The 21,422-nt window shown below is 67.6% G+C and carries 21 protein-coding genes; 11 read left to right on the top strand and 10 right to left on the bottom strand.

The features are described from left to right. Nucleotides 1-34 precede the first annotated feature (34 nt). Nucleotides 35-637 (top strand): hypothetical protein, encoded by a 603-nt coding sequence (locus tag BN1959_RS00455; RefSeq protein ID WP_053946770.1) that lies wholly within the window; start codon nt 35-37, stop codon nt 635-637. Here BN1959_RS00455 and hisB read toward each other — a convergent pair. Beyond that, entirely contained in the window at nt 634-1,221 is a 588-nt protein-coding gene (gene hisB, locus BN1959_RS00450; protein WP_053946769.1) for an imidazoleglycerol-phosphate dehydratase HisB, read from the bottom strand. The genes BN1959_RS00455 and hisB overlap by 4 nt on opposite strands. A 567-nt stretch (nt 1,222-1,788) precedes the next feature. Next, entirely contained in the window at nt 1,789-2,517 is a 729-nt protein-coding gene (gene hisA, locus BN1959_RS00445; RefSeq protein ID WP_053946768.1) for a 1-(5-phosphoribosyl)-5-[(5-phosphoribosylamino)methylideneamino]imidazole-4-carboxamide isomerase, read from the bottom strand. Nucleotides 2,518-2,607: 90 nt separating this feature from the next. Here hisA and BN1959_RS00440 point away from each other — a divergent pair, with 90 nt between their 5' ends. Then, a complete protein-coding gene (locus tag BN1959_RS00440) occupies nt 2,608-4,380 on the top strand; it encodes a DNA-directed DNA polymerase II small subunit (RefSeq protein WP_053946767.1) in 1,773 nt (590 codons plus the stop codon). A gap of 60 nt (nt 4,381-4,440) precedes the next feature. Then, complete coding sequence (gene upp / locus BN1959_RS00435; RefSeq protein WP_053946766.1) at nt 4,441-5,121, top strand: uracil phosphoribosyltransferase; 681 nt, start codon at nt 4,441-4,443, stop codon at nt 5,119-5,121. A gap of 23 nt (nt 5,122-5,144) precedes the next feature. On the opposite strand, the gene BN1959_RS00430 is transcribed toward upp, so the two are convergent. From BN1959_RS00430 to BN1959_RS00425, 3 genes are all read right to left on the bottom strand, one after another. Next, on the bottom strand, nt 5,145-5,924 hold the full coding sequence (locus BN1959_RS00430) for a hypothetical protein (RefSeq protein ID WP_053946765.1): 780 nt from the start codon (nt 5,922-5,924) through the stop codon (nt 5,145-5,147). A 43-nt stretch (nt 5,925-5,967) separates the two neighbouring features. Beyond that, nucleotides 5,968-6,135: a hypothetical protein gene (locus BN1959_RS14930; protein WP_202594625.1), complete on the bottom strand. Its 168-nt coding sequence runs from the start codon at nt 6,133-6,135 to the stop codon at nt 5,968-5,970. Between the two features lie 134 nt (nt 6,136-6,269). Continuing rightward, nucleotides 6,270-8,399 (bottom strand): S9 family peptidase, encoded by a 2,130-nt coding sequence (locus BN1959_RS00425; RefSeq protein ID WP_053946764.1) that lies wholly within the window; start codon nt 8,397-8,399, stop codon nt 6,270-6,272. 127 nt (nt 8,400-8,526) lie between these two features. On the opposite strand from BN1959_RS00425, the gene BN1959_RS00420 reads away from it, so the two are divergent. Next, nucleotides 8,527-9,342 (top strand): S26 family signal peptidase, encoded by an 816-nt coding sequence (locus tag BN1959_RS00420; RefSeq protein WP_079978569.1) that lies wholly within the window; start codon nt 8,527-8,529, stop codon nt 9,340-9,342. A 58-nt stretch (nt 9,343-9,400) separates the two neighbouring features. Here BN1959_RS00420 and BN1959_RS00415 read toward each other — a convergent pair whose 3' ends face one another. Beyond that, entirely contained in the window at nt 9,401-11,056 is a 1,656-nt protein-coding gene (locus BN1959_RS00415; protein WP_053946763.1) for a Cdc6/Cdc18 family protein, read from the bottom strand. A 1,080-nt stretch (nt 11,057-12,136) separates the two neighbouring features. Here BN1959_RS00415 and BN1959_RS00410 point away from each other — a divergent pair. The 5 genes from BN1959_RS00410 (at nt 12,137) to BN1959_RS00395 (ending at nt 14,931) form a co-directional block, all read left to right on the top strand. Then, nucleotides 12,137-12,778, top strand: a complete 642-nt coding sequence (locus BN1959_RS00410) for an Era-like GTP-binding protein (protein ID WP_053946762.1) — start codon at nt 12,137-12,139, stop codon at nt 12,776-12,778. Nucleotides 12,779-12,780: 2 nt separating this feature from the next. Then, the gene (locus BN1959_RS00405; protein ID WP_053946761.1) at nt 12,781-13,170 is read left to right on the top strand and encodes a DUF2073 domain-containing protein; all 390 of its coding nucleotides are present in this window, start codon (nt 12,781-12,783) and stop codon (nt 13,168-13,170) included. 4 nt (nt 13,171-13,174) lie between these two features. Beyond that, the gene (locus BN1959_RS00400) at nt 13,175-13,969 is read left to right on the top strand and encodes an OapC/ArvC family zinc-ribbon domain-containing protein (RefSeq protein WP_053946760.1); all 795 of its coding nucleotides are present in this window, start codon (nt 13,175-13,177) and stop codon (nt 13,967-13,969) included. Between the two features lie 87 nt (nt 13,970-14,056). Continuing rightward, complete coding sequence (locus BN1959_RS15525) at nt 14,057-14,149, top strand: hypothetical protein (protein ID WP_435119586.1); 93 nt, start codon at nt 14,057-14,059, stop codon at nt 14,147-14,149. Beyond that, nucleotides 14,149-14,931 (top strand): DUF7089 family protein, encoded by a 783-nt coding sequence (locus BN1959_RS00395; protein ID WP_053946759.1) that lies wholly within the window; start codon nt 14,149-14,151, stop codon nt 14,929-14,931. Before BN1959_RS15525 ends, BN1959_RS00395 begins: the two co-directional genes overlap by 1 nt. 359 nt (nt 14,932-15,290) lie before the next feature. Here the strand turns inward: BN1959_RS00395 and BN1959_RS00390 are convergent, their stop codons facing one another. Further along, nucleotides 15,291-15,875 (bottom strand): DUF7090 family protein, encoded by a 585-nt coding sequence (locus BN1959_RS00390; RefSeq protein ID WP_053946758.1) that lies wholly within the window; start codon nt 15,873-15,875, stop codon nt 15,291-15,293. Nucleotides 15,876-15,995: 120 nt separating this feature from the next. Here BN1959_RS00390 and BN1959_RS00385 point away from each other — a divergent pair, with 120 nt between their 5' ends. Then, complete coding sequence (locus BN1959_RS00385; RefSeq protein WP_053946757.1) at nt 15,996-16,673, top strand: class I SAM-dependent methyltransferase; 678 nt, start codon at nt 15,996-15,998, stop codon at nt 16,671-16,673. Between the two features lie 462 nt (nt 16,674-17,135). Here BN1959_RS00385 and BN1959_RS00380 read toward each other — a convergent pair whose 3' ends face one another. Next, complete coding sequence (locus tag BN1959_RS00380) at nt 17,136-18,158, bottom strand: LLM class flavin-dependent oxidoreductase (protein WP_053946756.1); 1,023 nt, start codon at nt 18,156-18,158, stop codon at nt 17,136-17,138. A gap of 140 nt (nt 18,159-18,298) precedes the next feature. Beyond that, complete coding sequence (locus tag BN1959_RS00375; RefSeq protein WP_053949284.1) at nt 18,299-19,438, bottom strand: thiamine ABC transporter substrate-binding protein; 1,140 nt, start codon at nt 19,436-19,438, stop codon at nt 18,299-18,301. A 108-nt stretch (nt 19,439-19,546) separates the two neighbouring features. On the opposite strand from BN1959_RS00375, the gene BN1959_RS00370 reads away from it, so the two are divergent. Beyond that, nucleotides 19,547-20,605 carry an AI-2E family transporter gene (locus tag BN1959_RS00370; RefSeq protein ID WP_053946755.1) on the top strand — a complete coding sequence of 353 codons (1,059 nt, stop codon included), beginning with the start codon at nt 19,547-19,549 and terminating at the stop codon, nt 20,603-20,605. A gap of 30 nt (nt 20,606-20,635) precedes the next feature. Here BN1959_RS00370 and BN1959_RS00365 read toward each other — a convergent pair whose 3' ends face one another. After that, nucleotides 20,636-21,415: a sulfurtransferase gene (locus BN1959_RS00365; protein WP_053946754.1), complete on the bottom strand. Its 780-nt coding sequence runs from the start codon at nt 21,413-21,415 to the stop codon at nt 20,636-20,638. Nucleotides 21,416-21,422 lie beyond the last annotated feature (7 nt).

The raw sequence follows: 21,422 nt of genomic DNA, 5'->3' as shown, positions 1-21,422 counted from the left end.
ACAGGTTTTTCCCCGGAGGGAGCGACACTCGACCATGGCCGACCTCCAGTCGTGTTACTTCTGTGGCGCGCCCGACGACATCGGGGAGTACGCGGTGGTCCCGCCCCGCCTCGGCGGCGGCGACCGCTCGGTGGTACTCTGTTCGGACTGCAAGACCAAACTGCTGCGCGTGATGGAGCCGCTGATCGAGCGGGCCGAGGCCGGCGACGGTGGGAGTGCGGAGACGGACGGCTCGACCGCCGCACAGTCCTCGACGGATGCACACGGTGATCCCGGTCCCGCGACGGACGGAATCACGATGAGCGCGGGCGGGAGTTCAGAACCGAGCGGCGGCAGTAGCGGTGAGGTGGGTGGCGGGGCGGAGGGCGACGGTACGGGAGGCAGCGGAGCGGGAGGCGACAGTACAGGAGGCGCCGGTTCGGGGTCGAGACCCGGCGACGGGGCGGAGACGCCGCCGAGCTACCGCCGGGCAATGCGGATGCTCTCGAACCGACCGTTCCCGATCGATCGCAGCGAGGCGGAGTCGATGCTCGCGAACGCCTACGACCTCGAACGCGAGGAGATCGACGGGGTGCTCTCACACGCGGCGTTGGAGGGGCGACTCGTCGTCGAGGACGGGGAGATCCGGGAAGCTTAGAGCGTCTCCTTCGTGCTCGGGGTGTCGCCTCGGCGCTCGTCGAGTCGGGTCGCGTCGTCGAGCGCGCGGGCGAGTCCCTTGAACAGCGCCTCGACCTCGTGGTGGGCGTTGTCGCCCTCGATCTCGCAGTGGAGCGTGAGGCCGGCGTGCTGGCCCAGCGAGCGCGCGAAGTGGCGGGCGAGCACGCTGGTGAACTCGCCGACCTCCTCCTGGGAGAACTCGCCGTCGAACCGGAAGTACGGGCGGCCGGAGACGTCGACGACGACGCCCGCCTGTGCCTCGTCCATGGGGACGCGGCGATCGGCGAACCGGCGGATGCCCGAGCGATCCGCGAGCGCCTCGTCGAACGCCTGCCCGAGGACGATCGCCACGTCCTCGACGGAGTGGTGGTCGTCGATCTCGAGGTCGCCGTCGCAGGTCAGTTCGAGGTCGAACAGGCCGTGCCGGGCGAAGGCGTCGAGCATGTGGTCGAGGAAGCCGATACCCGTGTCGACCTCGCTGTCGCCGCTCCCGTCGAGCGTGAGCGTGCAGTCGATCTCGGTCTCGGCCGTCTCCCGGGCGACGGTCGCGTGCCGGTCGGTCATGGTTGAGAGGGTGTTCCGCGGGGGCAAAGCGATTGTGGAAGGACTGGGTGTAGTAGGAGGCTACGTGCTGTTGGCGTCACGACGTAGTCGCGACTATCACGGCAACCGCGAGTTCGGTGGCATGACTGCGAACAGGACCGCGGAGTGAGCTAGACCACTTGCGACCGCACCGCCCCGCACAGCCCTCAGGCCTCCCCAGCCGACTCACTCCCTGCGGTCGTTCGTCCCTCGCGCGCTCGTTCGCGCACGGAGGCGTCGTGCGGGCGACCCACGCGTCGCCCGCACTGCCAGCGGGACCGCCGGTCCCGCCCTGCTCACGTCGCGCGCCAACCGCCGCCGCGGTGCGGTGGCGGTGGACGCCTCGCGGCGGCCGACAGTCGGCCGCCGCGGGGGGAGGGGTGGGGACTTGATGCTGCGCCGGACTCCATATCCGGCGCACTGCGGTCACAAGTGGTCTAGCATCGAGATGCTGTTGCGGTTGCTGTCCCAGTAGTCAACGATCGAGCTGCTGTCGCGGTTGCTGTCCCAGTAGCCAACGAACGAAACACCGACGAACCAACCCCAGAATCAGACCCCCATCGCTTCCGACAAGGAGAACCGACCCTCGTACAGCGCCGTCCCCACGACCACCGCCGCCGACCCCGACTCCCGCAACGCCGAGACGTGCTCCAAATCCGTCACGCCACCACTCGCGACCACCGGAATCTCCACCGCGTCCACCACTCGCTCAACCGCCTCGCGGTCGATCCCCGAGAGCTGTCCCTCCACATCGACGTTCGTGAACAGCACCGAGCCCGCGCCCAGTTCCTCGTAGCGCGCTGCGGCTTCGGCCGGATCGAGCCCGGTCCCCTCGGTCCAGCCCGAGACGACGACCTCCCCCTCCTTCGCGTCGAGGCTGACCATCACGCTCTCCGGATGCGTCTCGGATATCTCTTCGACGATCTCGGGGTTCTCGACCGCCGCAGTGCCGAGGATCACGCGATCGACGCCGGCATCGAGCAGCGACGTGGCGTCCTCGACGGTCCGAATCCCGCCGCCGACCTGGACGTCCACGTCCTCGCCCGTCGCGTCGACGATCGCTTCGATCGCGTCGGCGTTCGCGCGCTCACCCTCGAACGCGCCGTCGAGATCGACGAGGTGGAGCGTCTCCGCCCCCTCGTCCAGCCAGCGCTCCGCGGCGGCGACGGGGTCACCGTAGCGTTTCCCCGAGTCGCGCTCGCCGGCGACGAGCTGGACCGCCTCGCCGTCCTGTACGTCCACCGCGGGGATCACCTCGAACGTCGGAAACTGGCTCACGACCGGGGACTGGGGCCGCCGCTCGCTTAGCCGTGCCGGAACCGGGGGGCGGTCGGTACGCTTTTCCGCCCCCCTCGCCGAGAGAGCCCCGTGCCACAGGAGTCCCATCGACGGCTCGTGGAGGAGCTCACGAGCCGGGGGTACAACGCCGAGCGCGAGGCGGTGACGCTGCTCGCGAACGCCGGCGAGCCCGAACTCGCCGCCGAGGCCGCCGCCGACGCGGCCGGCGACGCGTTCGTCGTCACCGTCGAGCACGCCCGCGAGGCGCTCGACAGCGCGCTGCTCGATCCCGCCCCCGACAGCGAGGCGACTCCCGACGAACCCACCCCGCCCGAGTCCAGCGAGGGCGCCCCCGACCTCGGCCAACAGGCGCCGACGGACGTGAACGCCGGGAACGAGCCGACACCCGCGGACGAACTGCTCACCGGCGAGGACGGAAGCGAGAATTCCGACGTTTCAACTGGAGACAAATATTCTAAAAATCGACAGACTGAATCAGGGTACGGAGTCGAAACAGAGGGGTCTCACGCGGGCGAAGCAGGAAGGGTGGACGACGACGGGACGACCGGCGACGCCGGGAAAGCATCGCCGACCACCGCTGGCGGCGACGCCGGGAGACAGTCGACGACCACCGCCGACGCCGTCGGCGACCGCTCCCCGCCCGCTCCCGACATCCGCAACGACGTGACCGGGCGCTCGACGGGCACCGGCGAGTACGATGAGTTCGTCGGGACGTTTCAGGACCGCTACGAGCGGCTCTCGGGGCTGCTTCGCGGGCGCGTGAACCACCGCCCGGCGGAGGCGATCCAGTCGATGCCCGGCGGGAGCGACGCGGAGATGATCGGGCTCGTCGACGACATCCGCTCGACGGCGTCGGGTCACTGGATCGTCGAACTGGAGGACACGACGGGAACGTTCCCCTGCCTGATCATGAAGGACCGGGCGTTCGCCCCGCTCGTCGACGATCTACTACTCGACGAGTGTCTCGCGGTGCAGGGGACGCTGGCCGACGACGGGGGCATCCTGTTCGTCGACTCACTCCACTTCCCGGACGTGCCCCGGACGCACAAGCCCAACACCGCCGACAGGCACGTGCAGGCGGCGCTGATCTCCGACGTGCACGTCGGCAGTCAGGAGTTCGCACAGGAGGCGTGGGACCGCTTCGCCGACTGGCTCCACACGCCCGAGGCCGAGGCCGTGGAGTACCTCCTGATCGGCGGTGACATGGTCGAGGGCGTCGGCGTCTACCCGGATCAGGACGAGGAACTGGACGTCGTCGACATCTACGAGCAGTACGAGGCGTTCTCAGAGCAACTCAAGAAGGTGCCCGGCGACATGGAGATCGTGATGATCCCCGGGAACCACGACGCCGTCCGACTCGCGGAGCCCCAGCCCGCCTTCACCGAAGAGCTCCGGGAGATCATGAGCGCCCACGACGCCCGATTCACGGGGAACCCCTCGACCGTCACCGTCGAAGGCGTCTCGGTGCTGATGTACCACGGCGTCTCGCTGGACGAGGTGATCGCCGAACTGCCCGAGGAGAAAGCCAGCTACGACGATCCCCACAAGGCGATGTACCAACTCCTCAAGAAGCGCCACGTCGCCCCGCAGTACGGCGGCCACACCCGCGTCGCGCCCGAGGAGAAGGACTACCTCGTGATCGACGAGGTGCCCGACGTGTTCCACACCGGCCACGTCCACAAGCTCGGCTGGGGGAAGTACCATAACGTCCTCGCGGTCAACTCGGGCTGCTGGCAGGAGCAGACCGAGTTCCAGAAGTCGGTAAACATCGACCCCGACTACGGCCACGCGCCGATCCTCGATCTGGATACGCTCGACATGACGGTGCGGAAGTTCGTGTAAGCCACACACGGAGGAACTGAACCGCCCGCGTTTATGCCGCTCCCGACCCGACAGCCGACAATGCCCATCGAGGATCGCGACCAGGCCAAGCTGGTCACGCACGCGCTGGCGAAAGACACCCTCTCACAGATCCGGGACGTGGAGACCGAACAGGTCGGCTTCCGCAAGGGACTCGTCAAACTCGGCCGGATCTGCGGCTACGAGATCATCGACGGCGCGATGGAGACGGAGTACGTCCCCGTCGAAACCCCGCTGACGGAGACCACCGGCGAGCGCGTCAAGGGGCTCGACGACGTGGTGATCATCAACGTCCTCCGGGCCGCGACGCCCTTTGTCGAGGGGCTGCTCAAGGCGTTCCCCCGCGCCAAGCAGGGAGTCATCTCCGCCGGCCGCGACGAGGAGGCCGGGATGGGGGAGGACGGCACGTTCCCCATCAGCGTCGACTACAAGAAGCTGCCCGAGATCACCGCCGACGACACGGTCGTCGTCGCGGACCCGATGCTCGCGACCGGGTCGACGATGTGTACCGTGCTGGAGCACGTCCTCGACGCCGCCGTCGAGGAGCCCGAGGACCTGTTCGTGTTGTCGGCGGTGTCGGCGCCGGAAGGACTCGTCCGGGTCGACGAGGCGTTCCCCGAGGCCGACCTGCTGACGGTGTCGATCGACGACGAACTCAACGAGGAGGGGTTCATCGTCCCCGGGCTCGGCGACGCGGGGGATCGGTCGTTCCGGACGAACTGAGCAGTGGGGGGCTCGCGAACTGACTACGAACGCCAGCGGTCGTAGGCGTAGATCCCGGCGGCGGCCAGTAGCAGTACGATCCCCAGCGCCGCCACCCCGAGGCCGACGACGAAGCCGGCGAAGCCCGAGCCGAAGTCGTCGACGTGGCCGTAGACGGAGATACTGTACAGCGTTCCCTCCTTCTGGATCACGGTCGGCAGCTGGTCGACGTACGGCTCGTTCACGGACGGGCGGTAGCCCAGATCGTCGCCCGTGGAGTTGTCGATGAGCCGGTCGATCGTGCGCTGTTCGCCGGCGGTGAGGCTGGCGTAGCGCGGTGCCTGCTCGGCGACGGCGTCCGCGACGGGGCGCAGCGAGACGTTCTCCGCGCGGACGAGCGAGCCGTTCTCCTCGACCGTGAGCCGGTAGTAGCCGTCCGATTCGGTGTTCTCGTTGGTGTCACGCACGAACGCGTACTCGCGGTCGATCTCGCGCAGATCCGCGCGGGCGTCCGGGTCGTCGACGGTCGCCGAGCCCTCGCGCATCGCGGTCACCAGCGCGTCGAGCGTGGCGTTCGGCGCGCGATAGTCGCTGCCGTACCGCGCCGTGAGTCGGTAGTCCGGGAGCGCGACATCGTGATCGTGGGCGTCGACGAGCCGCTTCCGGTCGGACGTGTTGTCGAGGTCGACCGGCTCGGCGAGGTAGATTTGGGAGGTCTGTGCGGGCGGGGACGTGGCCTCCGCTGCCCAGCCGAGATACATCGGCGCCGGGAGGCAGAGGAGCCCGACGACGGCGAGCAGGAGGGCGACGCGGCGGGGATCCATCGCTCGAAATTCCCGGCGTTTCGGATAAGTGCCTTCTGGGGCCTCAGGGCGACCAGTGACAGGCGGCGCCGTCGGCCAGCCCGTGCTCGTCGACGTAGGTGGTGAGACAGGCGTAGTTGCAGAACGCCATCGGCTCGGCGTCGATCGTGCCCTCGGCGACGTACACCGGATCGTGCTCCTCGACAGTCGAGTCGCAGTACTCGCAGTCCATACGGAATTTTCGGGATCGGCGCCGATGGGCGTTACGGCGGAACCCCTTCGCTTCGGATCGAGACCGCACCCGGGGAGCGCGTCTGACGAGCAGGTGAAGCTGCCCCCAGTAGCGCTCCGGAGCCGTCGGGAGCGCTACTCGTCGTTCTCGTCGTCGTCGTTCCCGTCGTTACCGTTCTCGTCCTCATCCGCGGAGAGGCCGTCGTCGGGCTCGCGGTCGAGCGCGCGCGGCACGTCGTGGTGGTCGCTGTAGCCGTCGAACCACCGCGCGATGCGCTCGATGCGGTCGACGATGTGGCCCGGCTCGCCCGAGCGCGAGAGCTCGTGGCCCTCTCGCGGGTAGCGGACGAACCGCGTGTCGGTGCCCTGCTTGCGGACCATGCGGTACCAGAGCTCGGCCGTGCAGGCCGGGGTCCGGTAGTCGTCCTCGGAGTGGATCACCAGCGTCGGGGTTTCTACCTCGTGGGCGTGGCCCGCAGGCGACTTCTCCCAGAGGAACTCGGGCTCCTCCCACGGCGTCGTGTCGAAGTCGCCCTCGACCAGGCTGTAGGCGCCGTCGGTCGAGCCATAGAAGCTCGTGAGGTCGTAGACGCCGCGCTGGGAGACCGCGGAGCTGAAGAAATCGGTCTGGCCGACCGTCCACGAGGTCATGAAGCCGCCGAAGGAGCCGCCCGTGAGGTGGACGTCGTCGCCGTCGACGTACTCGCGGTCCGCCAGCAGGTCGACGCCGGCCAGCACGTCGGTCAGCGTGACGTCGCCCCAGTCGCGTTCGATCGCCTGCATGTACTCCTTCCCGTAGCCCGTCGAGCCGCGGGGGTTCGACCAGAACACGACGTAGCCGCGGGCCGCGAGCGTCTGGAACTCGTGCCACATCGTCCCGGCGGTAGTCCACATCGCGTGGGGGCCGCCGTGGACCTCGACCGCGAGGGGGTACTCCTCGTCGGGGTCGAACTCTGGCGGCGTGATCGTCCAGCCGTGGACCTCGCCCTGCTCGGAGTCGAAGTGGAGCTCTTCGGGCTCCTGAACCGACACGTCGTCGAGGTAGTCGGCGTTGAGTTCGGTGAGCCGAACGCAGTCTTCGCGTTCGACGCCGACACCGCCGTCGAGGCCGGGCTCGTCGGGGTGCTGGCGGCTACAGACGAACACGTCGCCGGGGTGGTCCCACTCGCTCATCGCGAACGCGAAACGCTCCTCGCCGACGTGGCCCGTGCTGACGGCGCCGGGACGGATCACGCGGCTGGGCGCCTCGCTCGCGTCGCCGGGTGCCGACCAAACGCTGGTCTTCCCCTCGTCGGGCGTCGAGAAGTAGACGCGCACGTCGTCCGGGCCCCACTCCGGCGCGGACTCGTACCCCAGCCCGCGGTCGAGCGCCTCGGTGATCCACGCCACGTCGCCGCTCTCGGCGTCGAGCACTTTGAGTTCGGTCGGCTGGATGCTGGCCTGCTCCTCCTCGCTGTAGAGGAAGGCGATCTCGCCCTCGCCGTTGGCGGCGAGGCCGGCGCCCCAGCCACTCGACTCGTGAAGCTTCTCGGCCTCGTCGGGGTCGGTGTCGTAGGCGTAGATCGAGTAGCGGTGTGAGTCGTCGGGGTCCTCGCCCACGTCCTGTGCGGTGTAGTACAGCGTCGACGCGTCGCCCCACTCGGGGCCGCCGAAGTCGACGTCGCCGTCCGTGATCCGTTCGACGTCCACGTCCTCGGCGCTCGCGAGGCCGTCACCGACGTGGGCGACGTAGACGTGCGAGCGCGTCCCGTCGAAGTACGACTGGCCCGTGCGGTAGACGGTGCGGTCGATCACCCGGGGATCGGGCTCCTCGCGCTCGTACTCCGGCTCCTCGGAGATGTCGACGTCGAGCCCCTCCTCGCGCTCGTCCTCGGTGGTGGACTGGGTGAACGCGATCCGGGTGCCGTCGGGCGACCAGCTGATCCCCTGTACGCCGGCGGGGACCTCCGTGACCTGCCGGGCCTCGCCGCCGTCGACGGGGATCAGCCAGAGCTGCGGGCGATCGTCGTCCTTCCCGCGGTTCGAGACGAACGCGAGACGGTCGCCGGACGGCGACCAGCGGGGCTGGCTGTCGCCGCCCTCGCTGACGGTGAACTGCCGGGGATCGTCGCTCCCGTCGCTGGGGACGAGGTAGATCGTCGACTCGTAGCTCTCGTCGTCGTCGGGGGTCTGCCGGACGAACGCGACCTGCTCGCCGTCCGGTGAGAGCCGAACGTCGCCGGGTTTGGTGATCTCGTGGAAATCCGCGGCCTCGATTCGTGCCATGGGGTGACGCGCGGACCTACGGGCCGAAAGGGTGTCGGTTGCGGCCAAAAACGTGCGAGAGCGGCGACGCCGGCGGAGGCGGAGTAGTCAGAAGGCCTATGGCGGCCCCCCGTCAAGCGGTGACCAGATGAGTGCTGGCGAGGGTTCCCCGCCGAAGCCGTCCGCCGGCGACGACGAACCGGACGGGCTGATCCAGCGGTTCCTCCACGCCGAGAGCGGCCCGCTGATGTTCGCTCGCGAGATGCTGACCAGCATGGCGACGGTCGCGCTCGTCGGGCTGTTGCTGTTCGGGATCAGCGGCATCTGGCCGCCGATGGTCGCCGTCGAGAGCGGGAGCATGGACCCCAACATGCAGAAGGGCGACCTGATCTTCGTCACCGAACCCGGCCGCTTCGCGCCCGACGCCGCCCGCGGGGACACTGGCGTCGTCACCCACCGCGTCGGCGAGGAGGTCGGCTACGAGACGTTCAACGACTTCGGCACCGTCGTCGTCTACCAGAGCAGCGGGACGGGCCCGCCGATCATCCACCGCGCCCGGTTCTGGGTCGAGGAGGGCGAGAACTGGTACGACGAGGCAAACAAGGCGTGGGTCCGTGGCGCCGACAACTGCGCCGAGATGGACAACTGTCCAGCCCCCCACGACGGCTTCATCACGAAGGGCGACAACAACGCCTACTACGACCAGACTGGCAACATCCGTGAGCCGGTGAAGCCCGAGTGGGTGGTCGGCACCGCGCGACTCCGGATCCCCTACCTCGGCTGGGTCCGGCTGGGGTTCTCGGGCGCGGCGACGGCCGGCCCCGTCGATTCGGGCATCGCGAGCGCGACGACCGACGGCGCCGCGACGGTGAACGCCACCGCTTCGACTGGAGTCGAAATGCCGGCGTCGGTCGAGGGGGTTTCGAGTCCGGGGCTGTCCTCGAACCGGATCGCTGCAGCGTGAGACGGTAGCTGTCGAAGAAGTTCTCTACGTCGGCAAAAGGGAACGCTGCCCGAACCGATCAGTTGTCGAACCGGGCCTGCACGAACGGCTGGGCGTTCTCGATGTCGCCGAGCCGGGAGTCCGAGAGGAGGACGTGTTCGGTCTCCTCGATCGGGACCGACAGCGAGATCTCCTTCGTGCGGCCGTAGCGACCTTTCGAGACGACGACGGCGTTGACGATCCCCAGCATGTCGAGTTCGCTGATCAGATCCGTGACGCGGCGCTGGGTGAGCACGTCGGCGTCGATCTCCTCACAGAGCCGCTTGTAGATGTTGAACACCTCGCCGGTGTTGATGTTGTGGACGCCGTTTTTCTCCAGCAGGATCGTCGCAAACAGGACGATCTTGCTCTGAGTGGGGAGGGTGCGGACGACCTCGACGACGCGGTCAAGCTCGATCTTGTCCTGTGCCTGCCGGACGTGCTGCTCCTCGACAGTCTCGGCCTGACTGCGCTCGGCGAGTTCGCCGGCGGTCCGGAGGAGGTCCAGGGCTCGGCGGGCGTCCCCGTGCTCCTGTGCGGCGAAGGCGGCACAGAGCGGGATCACGTCGTCAGTCAGTGCGTCCTCCTTGAACGCCACGTCCGAGCGGTGCTGGAGGATGTCCCGAAGCTGATTCGCGTCGTACGGCGGGAACACGATCTCTTCCTCGCCCAGACTCGACTTGACCCGGGGGTCGAGGAAGTCGGTGAACTTCAGGTCGTTCGAGATTCCCATGATCGAAATCCGGGAGGTCTCCAGTTCGGAGTTCATCCGGGAGAGGTTGTACAGCGTGTCGTCGCCGGACTTCTCGACGAGCTTGTCGATCTCGTCGAGCATGATGACGACCACGCGCTCGTGGTAGTCGATCGCGTCGAAGAACTTGGTGTACACCCGGTCGGTCGGCCAGCCGGTCATCGGCACCTCCTCCATCTCCTCGCGGTCGTCCTCGAGGTCGGCGATCTCCTCGTCGACCGCCTCGACGCTGTCGAACTCGGTGTCGGCGAGCGCGTCCTCGTCGCCGTCGGCCGCCGCCGAGCGGAGCTCGCGAAGCTCGTCGAGGCGGTCGCCGACGATCTCGCGGTTCTTCTCGATGAACTTGTTCGCGAGTTGGGCGAGCACGCGGTACTGCGTGTCCGTGATCTCGCAGTTGATATACTCCACCTCACAGGGGACGTCGTACTTCTCGGAGGTGGACTCGAGCTCCTGGCTCACGAACTTCGCGCTCGCGGTCTTCCCCGTCCCCGTCTTCCCGTAGATCAGGATGTTCGACGGCGTGTCCCCGCGCAGCGCCGACACCAGGATGGTGGCCATCTGGTTGATCTGGTCCGTCCGGTGGGGGAGCTCGTGGGGCGTGTAGGAGGGTCTGAGCACCTCCTTGTTGCTGAAGATCGGTTCCCCGGCCATCAGGTCGTCGAACAGCCCCTGACTGTCGCCGTCGTCCTCCAGCATTCGGTCGATATCGACGCCGCCGGTGTCGAGATCGACGGAAGAGTCGGTCCCCTCCGTGTCTAGCGAGGAGTCGATCCCATCCGGAAGATCGTCGGTCGGCTCCGACTCGTCGGCATCGGGCGTCTCCTCGGTCCCGTCCGGATCGGTATCCTCGGCACTGTCCGCTTCGTCGAAGGCGTCGTCGTCGGTGATCGGCCAGCCGTCGTTCGGATCGCCTTCTCCGTCCGTATCGTCGTCGGTGTCGTTCATTTGGATACCCCTACGTTTCGTGTGGAGAACGGCACTCGGGACCGGTATATCCGGCACGTGACCCGCTGCAAGACGCGATCTCACGGGAGACGTTCCGGAGCGCCGTCCAGTTGATGCACTCGAACCAAATGAATAGGGGTACCAAAAACCTGTCCCTGTCGGCTCGATCTGCTGGGGAGTTGTGTCGACGATTGTCGTCCCGAGTCGTTTTCAGTCAGTGTATCGCTGCCTCCGTACCCCACTGTTTCGAGTGGATCAGCCCCAGGTGGGAAGTTCGACGAGGAGTGCCCAGTTCGTGGAGCTGGCCACCGAGGATCGCCGGGCGTCGATGCACGTGAAACTGGGGGTGCTACCGAGCGACTTACACGCAGCCATCGCTTCGGGTGCAGAGAGGTCAACTGAGTGTGGAAGTGGGTGATGGCGCCGATCGATGTGCGGGGTCGATCCGCGGTCGACGTGAAACGGAGGTGGGGTCGTGACCCCCCCCCACCCCCTCGTTTCGGGTGGAACGCGGAAACAGTGGGGGTGGGGGGTAAGAACCGGCAGATACTGCCCTCTGTCGAGCAGTAGTTTTACATCATACGACGATAGATTAGTCCGTACTGCAATCTATCTTCTTTATTTAGACGTGGAGTTGTGTGGTTAGTTGTGTTTCTGTCGGCCAGCTCGCTACCCCCACCCCGGACTGTCTCGTTGTTCCACGGGAAACGATGGGGAGGGGGTTGCTCGGTGTCTCTCTCGAGAGCCGAACCCCGCCGAACGGTAGGTTCAGCCGTTCTCACCTGACGATCATCTCAACCGAAGCCCGTTTCGCTAACCCCACACCACTGTTTCGACTGGAAACGCCCACTTACTGATACTGAGCGAGTCTCGGTTCGTCGCCCCCCGCTACGTCAGTGCGCCTCCGGTTCCTCCCGTCGACCCTCCGTTTCCTCTCGACGGTTCGGAACGCGGTTTTCGATCGGGGAGGGCGTCGTCTGCGGTCGGAACGCCTCACCCTGCTCGACGCCATTCTTAAGTATATCGCCGGCGGAACTCGGTGTAACCGCTCCCTACCGCCACAGGGAGCAGGAGATAAGGATGGGTCTGCTCACGAATCTGAAACAAAGCATTACGCGGGTCACGGACGGCCTGTTCGCATCGGAGGAGCCGAAACGGATCGGGATATACGGCCCGCCGAACGCCGGGAAGACCACGCTGGCGAACCGGATCGCCCGCGACTGGACCGGCGACGCGGTGGGCCCGGAGAGTCACATCCCCCACGAGACCCGGCGTGCACGCCGGAAGGAGGACGTGACGATCGAGCGTGACGGCCGAGAGGTTACGATCGACATCGTCGACACGCCCGGCGTCGCGACGAAGGTCGACTACGAGGAGTTCCTCGACCACGACATGGAGAAAGAGGACGCCGTCCGGCGCTCCCGCGAGGCCACCGAGGGCGTGGCCGAAGCCATGCACTGGCTCCGGGAGGACGTCGACGGCGTGATCTACGTGCTCGACAGCACCGAGGACCCGTTCACGCAGGTGAACACGATGCTGATCGGCATCATCGAGAGTCAGGAGCTCCCGGTGCTGATCCTCGCGAACAAGATCGACAAAGAGGAGTCGGACATCCAGCGCATCGCGAACGCGTTCCCCCAGCACGAGACGATTCCCCTGTCGGCACTGGAGGGACAGAACATGGACGAAGTGTACGAGAAAATCGCGGAGTACTTCTCCTAACAATGCCCGAAGTAACCAGCGGCGACGGCGACGGGGTCCGGGTCGACATGATCAGCGGCGCCCGGATGGAGGGACTCACCAGCATGGAGAAGATCCGCCTCATCCTCGACGGCGTCCGCGACGGCAACATCGTGATCTTAGAGGAGGGGCTCACCCCCGACGAGGAGTCGAAGCTGATCGAGGTGACGATGACCGAGATCAGCCCCGACGAGTTCAGCGGCATCGAGATCGAGACCTACCCCAAGTCGAGTTCGAGCAACCCTGGGCTGTTCGACCGGCTGATGGGGAAAGAAGAGCAGACCCAGAAGCTCACCGTGATCGGCCCGGCGAACCAGATCCAGACGCTCCACAAGGACGAGAACCTGATCAGCGCGCTCGTCTCGCGCAAGTAGTCCCGTGCCCCACGAGTGTACCACCTGCGGCCGGCAGTTCGACGACGGCTCCAAGGAGATGCTGTCGGGCTGTCCGAACTGCGGCGGGAACAAGTTCCAGTTCCAGCCGGCCGGCCGCGACACCGCCGAGGCGTCCGCGACGCGCAGCGACGCCACTCCGGCCGATGCCGAGCCGTCCGCGACGAGTAGCGACGCCACTCCGGCTGACACCGAGTCGCCAGACCCCGAACCTGCTGATCCCCGATCTGCTGAATCCGCCGAGCCAGCGGAATCAGCCGAGCCGGAGCCCCCAGAACCCGAGGGCGATCTCGGCGCTGAGGTCGACCCCGGCGGTTCGGAGGACCGCGCACAGACCGACGCTCGCTCCTCGTCGGCCAGCGTCGACGAGATCGACGAGGCTCGCCGGACGATGACCGAGGCTGAGGCGGAATCCTCGGAGGCCAACTCCCCCGCCCGTGGGACGCCGCAGGGTCCCCCGACGGAGACTCCTTCGGACGTCTCTCCCGACGAGTTCGATATCTCGGGCGCGGTCGGGCCCGAGGACGACGACCCGGTCGAGAAACAACCCGTCGCGGGCTCGGCCCCCGAACACGAGGAGCCGGAGACCGACGACGACGCCGATCTCGGCGCGCTGCGCGAGGAGCTGAACGACCAGTTCGAGAGCATCAAGATCACCGCTCCTGGCCAGTACGAACTCAACCTCATGGAGCTGTACGACCGGAAAGAGTACATCATCTCGCTCCAGGAGGACGGCCGATACGTGATCGAGATGGCCGACGACTACGGTATCGACGAGTAGGTGTCCGTCCCCCGACCCTCCCCATCCCTTTCTCCCACCCCGACCGCTTCAGCAACCGTTAACAGCCACGCGGTCGCAGATGGTGCTATGAGCACGGCGACGAAGATCGTCACCAGCACAGTCGGCCTGTCGGCGCTTCTGGCGTTCGCGTTCGTCTTCCAGATCGTCCTCTCGGCCTGATGTTCGCCGAGCGGACGCTCTCGCCGGCGGTCGAGCGACTGCACAGCGAGATCACGCCCGACGTGCTCGTTCTCGACACCGAGCGGGACTTCGAGACGCTCCCGCCGGCGGTCGCGGAGGAGTTGGGCCTCCTCGTGGAGTCGCTCGATCCCGCCAGCTACCCCGAGACGTGGCTGCCCGAAAACACGCCCGCACAGCTCGAAGCGTACGCCTCCGAGCAGTTCACCATCGGCCTTCCGGGTGACGGCACGGTCGTCCGGACACAGCAGACCCAGCCGCCGACGGTGCTCGTCAAGGCCCGCGCCGAGACGACCCCGGCGTCGTTCCGCGACTTCCTCGTCGCCGAGGCGCTGGTGGAGATCGAGGAGGGGGTTCCGGAGAGCTTCCTCCCCTTCTTTGGCGAGCAGTACGCCGAACTCGACGACGCACTCGGGCTCGGCGGCACCGCGACGTACCAGATCGCGGCCGCGCTGTTCGACGCGTGGGTCGGCCTGCACACCCGCGAGCGGTTCCGCGCGTGGGAAGGCGATCACGACGAACTCCACGCCGCGTGGGAGGACGCCGGCGACCGCCTCGTCGGCCGGATCGACGACCTCCCGGGCGAGGTCGCCCGCGGGGAGACGGAGTTCCCGGCGGCGACGGAGCTGGCGTGTTCGGCGCTGAAACACGGCCTCGATCTACCCGCGCCGTTCGCGGCGCTTGATACGCTTGCCTACCGGGATCACGGCGCCGAGTACGCGGTCCAGTGGGCGGAGAAGACGATCGACTCGCTCGCCGAGTAGCGGCGGAGCGTTTCGGGTCCACTTGGTGCTTCGAGTGCGCTCGGTGTTTCGAGTACACTCACTGTTTCGAGTGGAGGCTGCGTTTCGACTGCTCCCTCTCTTTCGACTGTGCGTCCCTCTTCGACTGTTTCCCCCGTTTCCACTGCACTCTCCCGTTTCGACTCTATCATCCGTTTCCACTGCACTCTCCGTTTCCACTGCACTCTCCCGTTTCGACTCTACCATCCGTTTCGACTGCACGAACCGTTTCGGCTCTTTCGACTCCACTCTTCGTTTCGACTGGAACGGAAGCCACACCGCTGTCTCGGTGTCTCGAGTGGAAACGACTAACCGACGACGGCGAGAACGCCGTCCCTGCCCTACTCCTGCGGTTCGTAGCTCACGGTCCCGTCGTCGTGGAGGCGGACCGTCGCGTCGAACAGTTCCGCGAACGCGGCGACGGTCTCGTCGTCGTGGACCTCGCTGGAAAGGTGAAACAGGCAGACGGCGTCGTGTTCGCGTACCAGTTCGATCAGTCGTTCGGCAGTCTCCAGCGCGGCCGCCTCGTCGCCGTAGTACGCCAGTTCGCTGAGCGAGTCGAGCGTGATCCGGCGCTTCCCGTCGTTCTCGGTGAGGAACGCCTCGACCTGCTCGACGATCCCCTCCACGTCGTCCGGGCCGGCAGCGTAGTGGACGTGCGGCGCCGAGCGCCGGGAGTAGCCCCGCTCGATCGAGAGCGTGTCGAGGATCTCCGCCCGCGACTCCTCGACCTCGTAGTAGTCGAGTTTCTGTTCGACCTCGCGAGCGGTGGTTCGGGTCGAGACGACTAGGAAGCGGTCGGTGTCGACGCTGAGGAAGTCGGTGTCGACGCGGTCGGTCTCCCCGATGCTGGGGTGTAGCAGCAGTAGCGCGGTCCCGGCCGAGACGCTCTCGGGCGCGCCGTCGATGGCGAGGTCGTACTCCATATCCGGTAGTAGCGCGGCGACGACTTCAAACTCGCGGCGCCTGCCCCACAGCGTCGACTGGTCCCGGAGCGCCCAGCCCGGAGCCGAACCCGTTTTGCCCGCCACGCTCCAAGCACGACCATGAGCGTCCGCGAGGAGTTCGACAGCTGGGCTGCGGAGGGCCGCGAACAGGGGATGGAGGAGCGTCACTGGCACACCGCGCGACCGATCCTCGCACGGATCCCGGTCGAGGCGGCGGACACTGTGCTCGACCTCGGGACGGGCAGCGGCTACGCGCTGCGAGCCCTCCGGGAGCGCGGTATCGACGCTGCCTACGGGTTCGACGGCTCGCCCGAGATGGCGCGGAAGGCCGACGGCTACACCGACGACGACGCGGTCGGCTTCCTCGTCGGCGACTTCGACCACCTGCCGTTCGCCACGAACTCGATCGACCACGTCTTCTCGATGGAGGCGTTCTACTACGCGAACGACCCTCACCGCACGCTGGAGGAGATTCGGCGCGTGCTGAAACCCGGCGGGACGTTCTACTGTGCGGTGAACTACTACGAGGAGAACACCGCCTCCCACGAGTGGCAGGAGAACATCTCGGTGGAGATGACCCGCTGGGACCGCCAGCAGTACCGCGAGGCGTTCCGCGACGCCGGCCTGCACGTCGCCGAGCAGGACAACGTTCCGGACCGCGAGACGGAGATCCCCGACGAGTCCGAGTTCCCCCACGAGGGGTTCGGGAGTCGCGAGGCGATGGTCGAGCGCTACCGGACGTGGGGAACGCTGCTGACGGTCGGTGTCGCGCCCTGATTAGCGGGCTTTTCGGTAGGAACTGCGCTGGCTGGGGTCTTTCTTCTCTTCGGCAGGGCGGTAACAGCAGTTCTATCCTTCGGCACCGACGGCAACAGCAGCTCGATGCTTGGCCACTTGTGACCGCAACCGCCCCGCACAGCCCTCGTTCCTCCCCAGCCGACTCGTTCACTCCCTTCGGTCGTTCACTCGTCCCTCGCGCGCTCGTTCGCGCACGGAGGCGCTCACGTCACGCGCCACCGCGGCCGCGGTGCGGTCGCGGTGGACGCCTCGCGAGCGCCAATTACGGCGCTCGCGGGGGGAGGGGTGGGGACTCGGCGCTGTGCCGGGCCTCGTGCCCGGCACCCTGCGGTCGCAAGTGGTCTAGCGTCGAGATGCTGTTGCTGTTCGCTGTCGCAGTGGCATCGCCGTCATCATCCTCGCAGAATACGCAACCTAGTCGATTACTTCCAGCCGATAACCTTACCCACCGTTCACACCCTCGGCGATCAGTTCGTGCGAGCGCAGCGCCGCTTCCTGCTCCGGCACGACGTGCTGAATCATCATCTCGTCGACCCCCACGCGGTCTGCAAGCTGCTCGAACAGGCCGGCGATCGTTTCCGGGCTGCCCGAGATCGCGCGCGGCCACTCGTCCTCGTCGAGCGTCGCCGGCGTCGGCTCGGGAACGCCGCCGAGTTCGTCGATCGCCTCCTCGACCGAGGGCGTCGACCCCACCTCGCCGCGCTGCATCCGCTTGAACGACGCCTCCGCGACCGCCCGCAGGCGAGCGGCCTCACCGTCGGTCTCGGCGGCGACGGCGTTGAGCGCGACCATCCCCTGTGGCTCGTCGATCCCGCCGGGCAGCGACGACGGCTCGAACGTCTCGCGGTACGCCTCGAATGCCGGCACCGCGAAATCCGGCCGGATGAACGCGGCGAAGCAGAACCGCAGCCCGAGTTGCCCGGCGATCTTCGCGCTCGACGCGCTCGACCCCAGCACCCACGGCACGGGCCCGTCGCCGTCGGAACTCGGGACCTCGATGTCGGCGTACTCGTGGCCCTCCGGGAAGTCGTCGTAGAGGTGGTTCACGACTGCGGTGACCTTCTTACGGTGGTCCTCGTCGGGGTTGCGCTTCCGGCGGTTCGTCCCGAGTGCGCGGTCGACCGCGGGCGAGCCGTTCGCCCGCCCCAGCCCGGCGTCGACGCGGCCGGGCGCGAGCCCGTCGAGCACCCCGAACTGCTCGGCGACTTTCAGCGGACTGTAGTGGTTCAGCAGTACCGCACCCGAGCCCAGCCGGATGGAGTCGGTCTCGGCGGCAAGGTGGCCCAGCAGCACCTCCGGCGCGACGCCGGCGAGGCGGCTCCCCATCCCGTGGTGTTCGGCGACCCAGAACCGCTCGAACCCAAGCTCCTCGGCCTGTCGTGCGGCGTCGACGGTGTGCTGGAACGCGTCGGCCGCGCTCCCGTTGTCGGGAACCGGCGAGAGGTCGACGGCGGAGAGATCCATACCCGAACTCGTGGACTGCGGGAGAAAACGGTTCGGCTAGCGGGCCGGCGTCGGGTCGACCGGCTGATCGGGCGGGGGAGGGCCGAGTCAGCGGGGTGGAGGATCCGCAGCGGGGGTGGTCCGTCGGGGTCGTCGCTGCCTCAGTTGCTCGCGATCTGGCGGCTCCACTCCTCGATCCAGCCCTGGAGGTTCCCCCGGAGCTCGTCGTAGGTGAAGCTGACCGCCTCCGGCGGGACCTTGGCGTACTGCTCGTACTCGGCGTTCTCCTCGCCGAACTCGGCGTCTGTGATCGCGGGGAACTGGACGTTCCGCACCGCGATCTCGGCCTGCACTTCGGGCCGGAGCACGAATTCCATGAACGACTGCGCGAGCTCTGGGCTGTCGGTGCTCGCGAACTGGGCCATCCCCTCGGGGTTGGCGTACGCCTGATCGTTCAGGAACCGGATTTGGTGGCGGTCCATGTTCTGATCCGAGCGGTTGGCGTACACCTGATCGGTGGAGTAGGAGACGACCATCGGCGCCTCGTCCTCCCCGTATGCGCCGTAGGCGTCGCCCCAGCTTCCGAGCACTCGGACGTCGTTGTCCTGGAGCTGTGACCAGTAGTCGAGGTAGTTCTCCTCGCCACGGGCCTTGATCGTGTGCAGCAGGAACGCTCGCCCGGTCGCCGAGGAGGAGGGGTTCTGGGCGAGCAGGTCGCCCCGATACTCCGACTCAAGCAGCCCATCGAACGTCTCCGGCGCGGCGAACTCGCCGTCGTCGGCGGTCGCGTTCCAGACGAGGCTGATGTACCCCGTGTCGTAGGGCACCGCCCGCCCCTGCGGGTCGAAGCCGAGGCCCTCCTTGATGTCGGACTCGCCGGGGAGGTCGGGCGCCTCGGCGAACAGCGAGTCGCTCTCGAGGTTCTCGTCCAGCCGGATCAGCCCGTCGACGTTCAGCCCGACGTACACGTCGGCGTCGATCTCGACGCCCGCGTTAGCCCGCTGGATGTACTGATCGAGCTCGTTCGGCGGCGTCTGGTACACCAGATCGGCGTCGAACTCCGACTCGAACTGCTGTTTGAGCCACCCACCCGGGCTGGAGCTGACGGCGTCGATGAACGAACTGTACGTCGCGACGACCAGCGTGCCGCCGCCATCGGTCTCGCCGACGGTCGTGCCGGTCGTCTCCGTTCCCCCGGACGATGTGGTCGCCGTCGGCGAGTCAGCTTGCTCGGCCGAACAGCCCGCTAACAGTGCCGCGCCGGCCGCCCCGGCGCCCGCGAGGAACCGCCGTCTGTCGATCCGGTCTCGGCTCATTACGCAGTTGTTTCTCCGGGTGGTAGTTAAGCCGTGCGATCCGACGGGCCGCGGCGGGACAACGGTTTTCTCCCAGCGGGTTCCCTCGCCGGTATGGAGAGCGACTTCGGCAAGACCCGGCTGCTCGTGCTCGCGCTGGTCGTTCTGACCGCGCTGTCGGCGGTGGTACTCGCCGAAGTGCTGTACACTGTGGTGTTCGCGATCACCGTCGCGTACACCCTGTTCCCGTTCTGGCAGGCGATCGTCGACCGCGGCTACTCCCGACGGATCGCGACGAGCGTGGTCACGGGCGTCGCGGGGCTGGCGCTGGTCGGTGCGGTCGTCCCGGTGGTGTACGTGCTCTACCGGCGCCGATCGGTGTTGCTGGATATCGCCCGCGAGCTCCCGGAACGCATCCCGATCGTCGTGGGCGAGTTCTCCTACACGATCGAGACGACGCCGCTGATCGCGGCCGTCGGCGCCGCGCTCCGGGACGCCGCCCTGTCGGTCGCGAGCGCCGCGACGGTGCTCTCGCTCAAGGGGCTGCTGTTCGCCATCGTCGTTTACGGCCTCCTCGCGCGGCCGGGGTCGGTCCGGGCGGTCGCGGCCGGGCTGGCCCCCACTGACTTCTACGACGTGCTGGAGCGCTACCACGAGCGGATCCACGCGACGCTCGTCGGGATCTACGTCGTGCAGGCGGCGACCGCGGCGGCCACCTCGGTCGTCGCCTACGTCGTCTTCGCGCTGCTGGGGTACGACGCCGCCCTCACACTCGCGGTCGTCGCGGGGGTGCTCCAGTTCGTCCCGGTCGTCGGCCCGAGCGTCGTCATCGTCGCGCTCGCGGCGACCGATGTCTTGGCCGGGAACGTGCCGCGGGCGACGATCGTGCTGCTCGTCGGCCTCGTCGTCGTCGGCTTCCTCCCGGACGCAGTGGTCCGGCCGCGGCTGGCTGCCATGACCGGCGAGCTCCCGACGACGCTGTATTTCGTGGGGTTCGTCGGCGGCGTGCTCACGATCGGCCCGCTGGGGTTCGTGCTCGGGCCGCTGGCGGTCGGCCTCCTCGTGGAGACGGTCGAACTCCTTTCGACGGTGCCGGAGATCGAGGACGGGCCAGCGCCAGAGGCGCTGACCGACGAGGCGGTGCAGTCCGACCGTGAGGCGGGCATCGAGTAGCTGCTTCCCCTCTGGTCGGCGCGCCGATTCCTACTCCGTCACCAGCTCCCCGCTGCGATCCACCCACTCCGTCAGGCTCCCCTCGTACAGCTCGACCTGCTCGTACCCTAACTGCCGGAGAACGAGGTACGTGTGGCTCACTCGACGGGCGGTGTTGCAGTACAGCACCGTCCGCGTCTCGGGGACGATCCCGCGCTCTCGCAGTAGCGCCCGGAGTTCGCTCTCGGGTCCCAGCCCGCGGCTGTCCTCGTCGACGAGCTCGCGCCAGTCGAGCTGGACCGCGCCCGGGAGGTGCCCCTCGGCGAACTCCCAGTCCTCGCGGGTGTCGACCAGCGTCACGTCACCGGATTCGGCTGCCGGCAGCAACCCTTGGACCGTCTCGAAGTCGACTAGCGGCGTCTCCGCCTCGGAGTCGCTCTCGTACGTGGCGGGCTCGGGGTCGACGCCGTCGGTCGTCGTCTCGTACTCCCGTTGCCACGAACTGAAGTCGCCGTCGAGCAGGTGGAGCTTCTCCGGATCGTGACCGAGCAGCAGCGCGGTCACGACGAACCGCGCGGCGAACACGCCCTGCGTGTCGTCGTAGGCGACGATCTCGTCGTCAGTCCCGATCCCGCCGTCGGAGAGCAGCGCCTCCCACTCCGCACGCGGCGGGAGCTTCCCGGCCTCCCCCTCGTCGGAGCGGAAGCTGTCGAACGGGACGTTCACTGCGCCCGGCAGGTGGCCGATGCTGTCGTACTCCCACGGGTCGCGCACGCCGACGACGAGGGCGTCGCCGTCCTCGACCCACGACGGAGGAACGAATGGCTGCATGGGTGAT

The organism is Halolamina sediminis, from assembly GCF_001282785.1.
Classification (GTDB): domain Archaea; phylum Halobacteriota; class Halobacteria; order Halobacteriales; family Haloferacaceae; genus Halolamina; species Halolamina sediminis.
Note: the sequence above shows the minus strand (reverse complement) of the source record. Positions and strands in the feature narration are given on the sequence as shown.

Bases quoted from the DNA above. Each gene is read 5' to 3' on its own strand.
- BN1959_RS00455 (WP_053946770.1), top strand. From the start codon at position 35: ATGGCCGACCTCCAGTCGTGTTACTTCTGTGGCGCGCCCGACGACATC.
- hisB (WP_053946769.1), bottom strand. From the start codon at position 1,221: ATGACCGACCGGCACGCGACCGTCGCCCGGGAGACGGCCGAGACCGAG.
- upp (WP_053946766.1), top strand. From the start codon at position 4,441: ATGCCCATCGAGGATCGCGACCAGGCCAAGCTGGTCACGCACGCGCTG.
- BN1959_RS00430 (WP_053946765.1), bottom strand. From the start codon at position 5,924: ATGGATCCCCGCCGCGTCGCCCTCCTGCTCGCCGTCGTCGGGCTCCTC.
- BN1959_RS14930 (WP_202594625.1), bottom strand. From the start codon at position 6,135: ATGGACTGCGAGTACTGCGACTCGACTGTCGAGGAGCACGATCCGGTG.
- BN1959_RS00425 (WP_053946764.1), bottom strand. From the start codon at position 8,399: ATGGCACGAATCGAGGCCGCGGATTTCCACGAGATCACCAAACCCGGC.
- BN1959_RS00420 (WP_079978569.1), top strand. From the start codon at position 8,527: ATGAGTGCTGGCGAGGGTTCCCCGCCGAAGCCGTCCGCCGGCGACGAC.
- BN1959_RS00415 (WP_053946763.1), bottom strand. From the start codon at position 11,056: ATGAACGACACCGACGACGATACGGACGGAGAAGGCGATCCGAACGAC.
- BN1959_RS00410 (WP_053946762.1), top strand. From the start codon at position 12,137: ATGGGTCTGCTCACGAATCTGAAACAAAGCATTACGCGGGTCACGGAC.
- BN1959_RS00405 (WP_053946761.1), top strand. From the start codon at position 12,781: ATGCCCGAAGTAACCAGCGGCGACGGCGACGGGGTCCGGGTCGACATG.
- BN1959_RS15525 (WP_435119586.1), top strand. From the start codon at position 14,057: ATGAGCACGGCGACGAAGATCGTCACCAGCACAGTCGGCCTGTCGGCG.
- BN1959_RS00395 (WP_053946759.1), top strand. From the start codon at position 14,149: ATGTTCGCCGAGCGGACGCTCTCGCCGGCGGTCGAGCGACTGCACAGC.
- BN1959_RS00390 (WP_053946758.1), bottom strand. From the start codon at position 15,875: ATGGAGTACGACCTCGCCATCGACGGCGCGCCCGAGAGCGTCTCGGCC.
- BN1959_RS00385 (WP_053946757.1), top strand. From the start codon at position 15,996: ATGAGCGTCCGCGAGGAGTTCGACAGCTGGGCTGCGGAGGGCCGCGAA.
- BN1959_RS00380 (WP_053946756.1), bottom strand. From the start codon at position 18,158: ATGGATCTCTCCGCCGTCGACCTCTCGCCGGTTCCCGACAACGGGAGC.
- BN1959_RS00370 (WP_053946755.1), top strand. From the start codon at position 19,547: ATGGAGAGCGACTTCGGCAAGACCCGGCTGCTCGTGCTCGCGCTGGTC.
- BN1959_RS00365 (WP_053946754.1), bottom strand. From the start codon at position 21,415: ATGCAGCCATTCGTTCCTCCGTCGTGGGTCGAGGACGGCGACGCCCTC.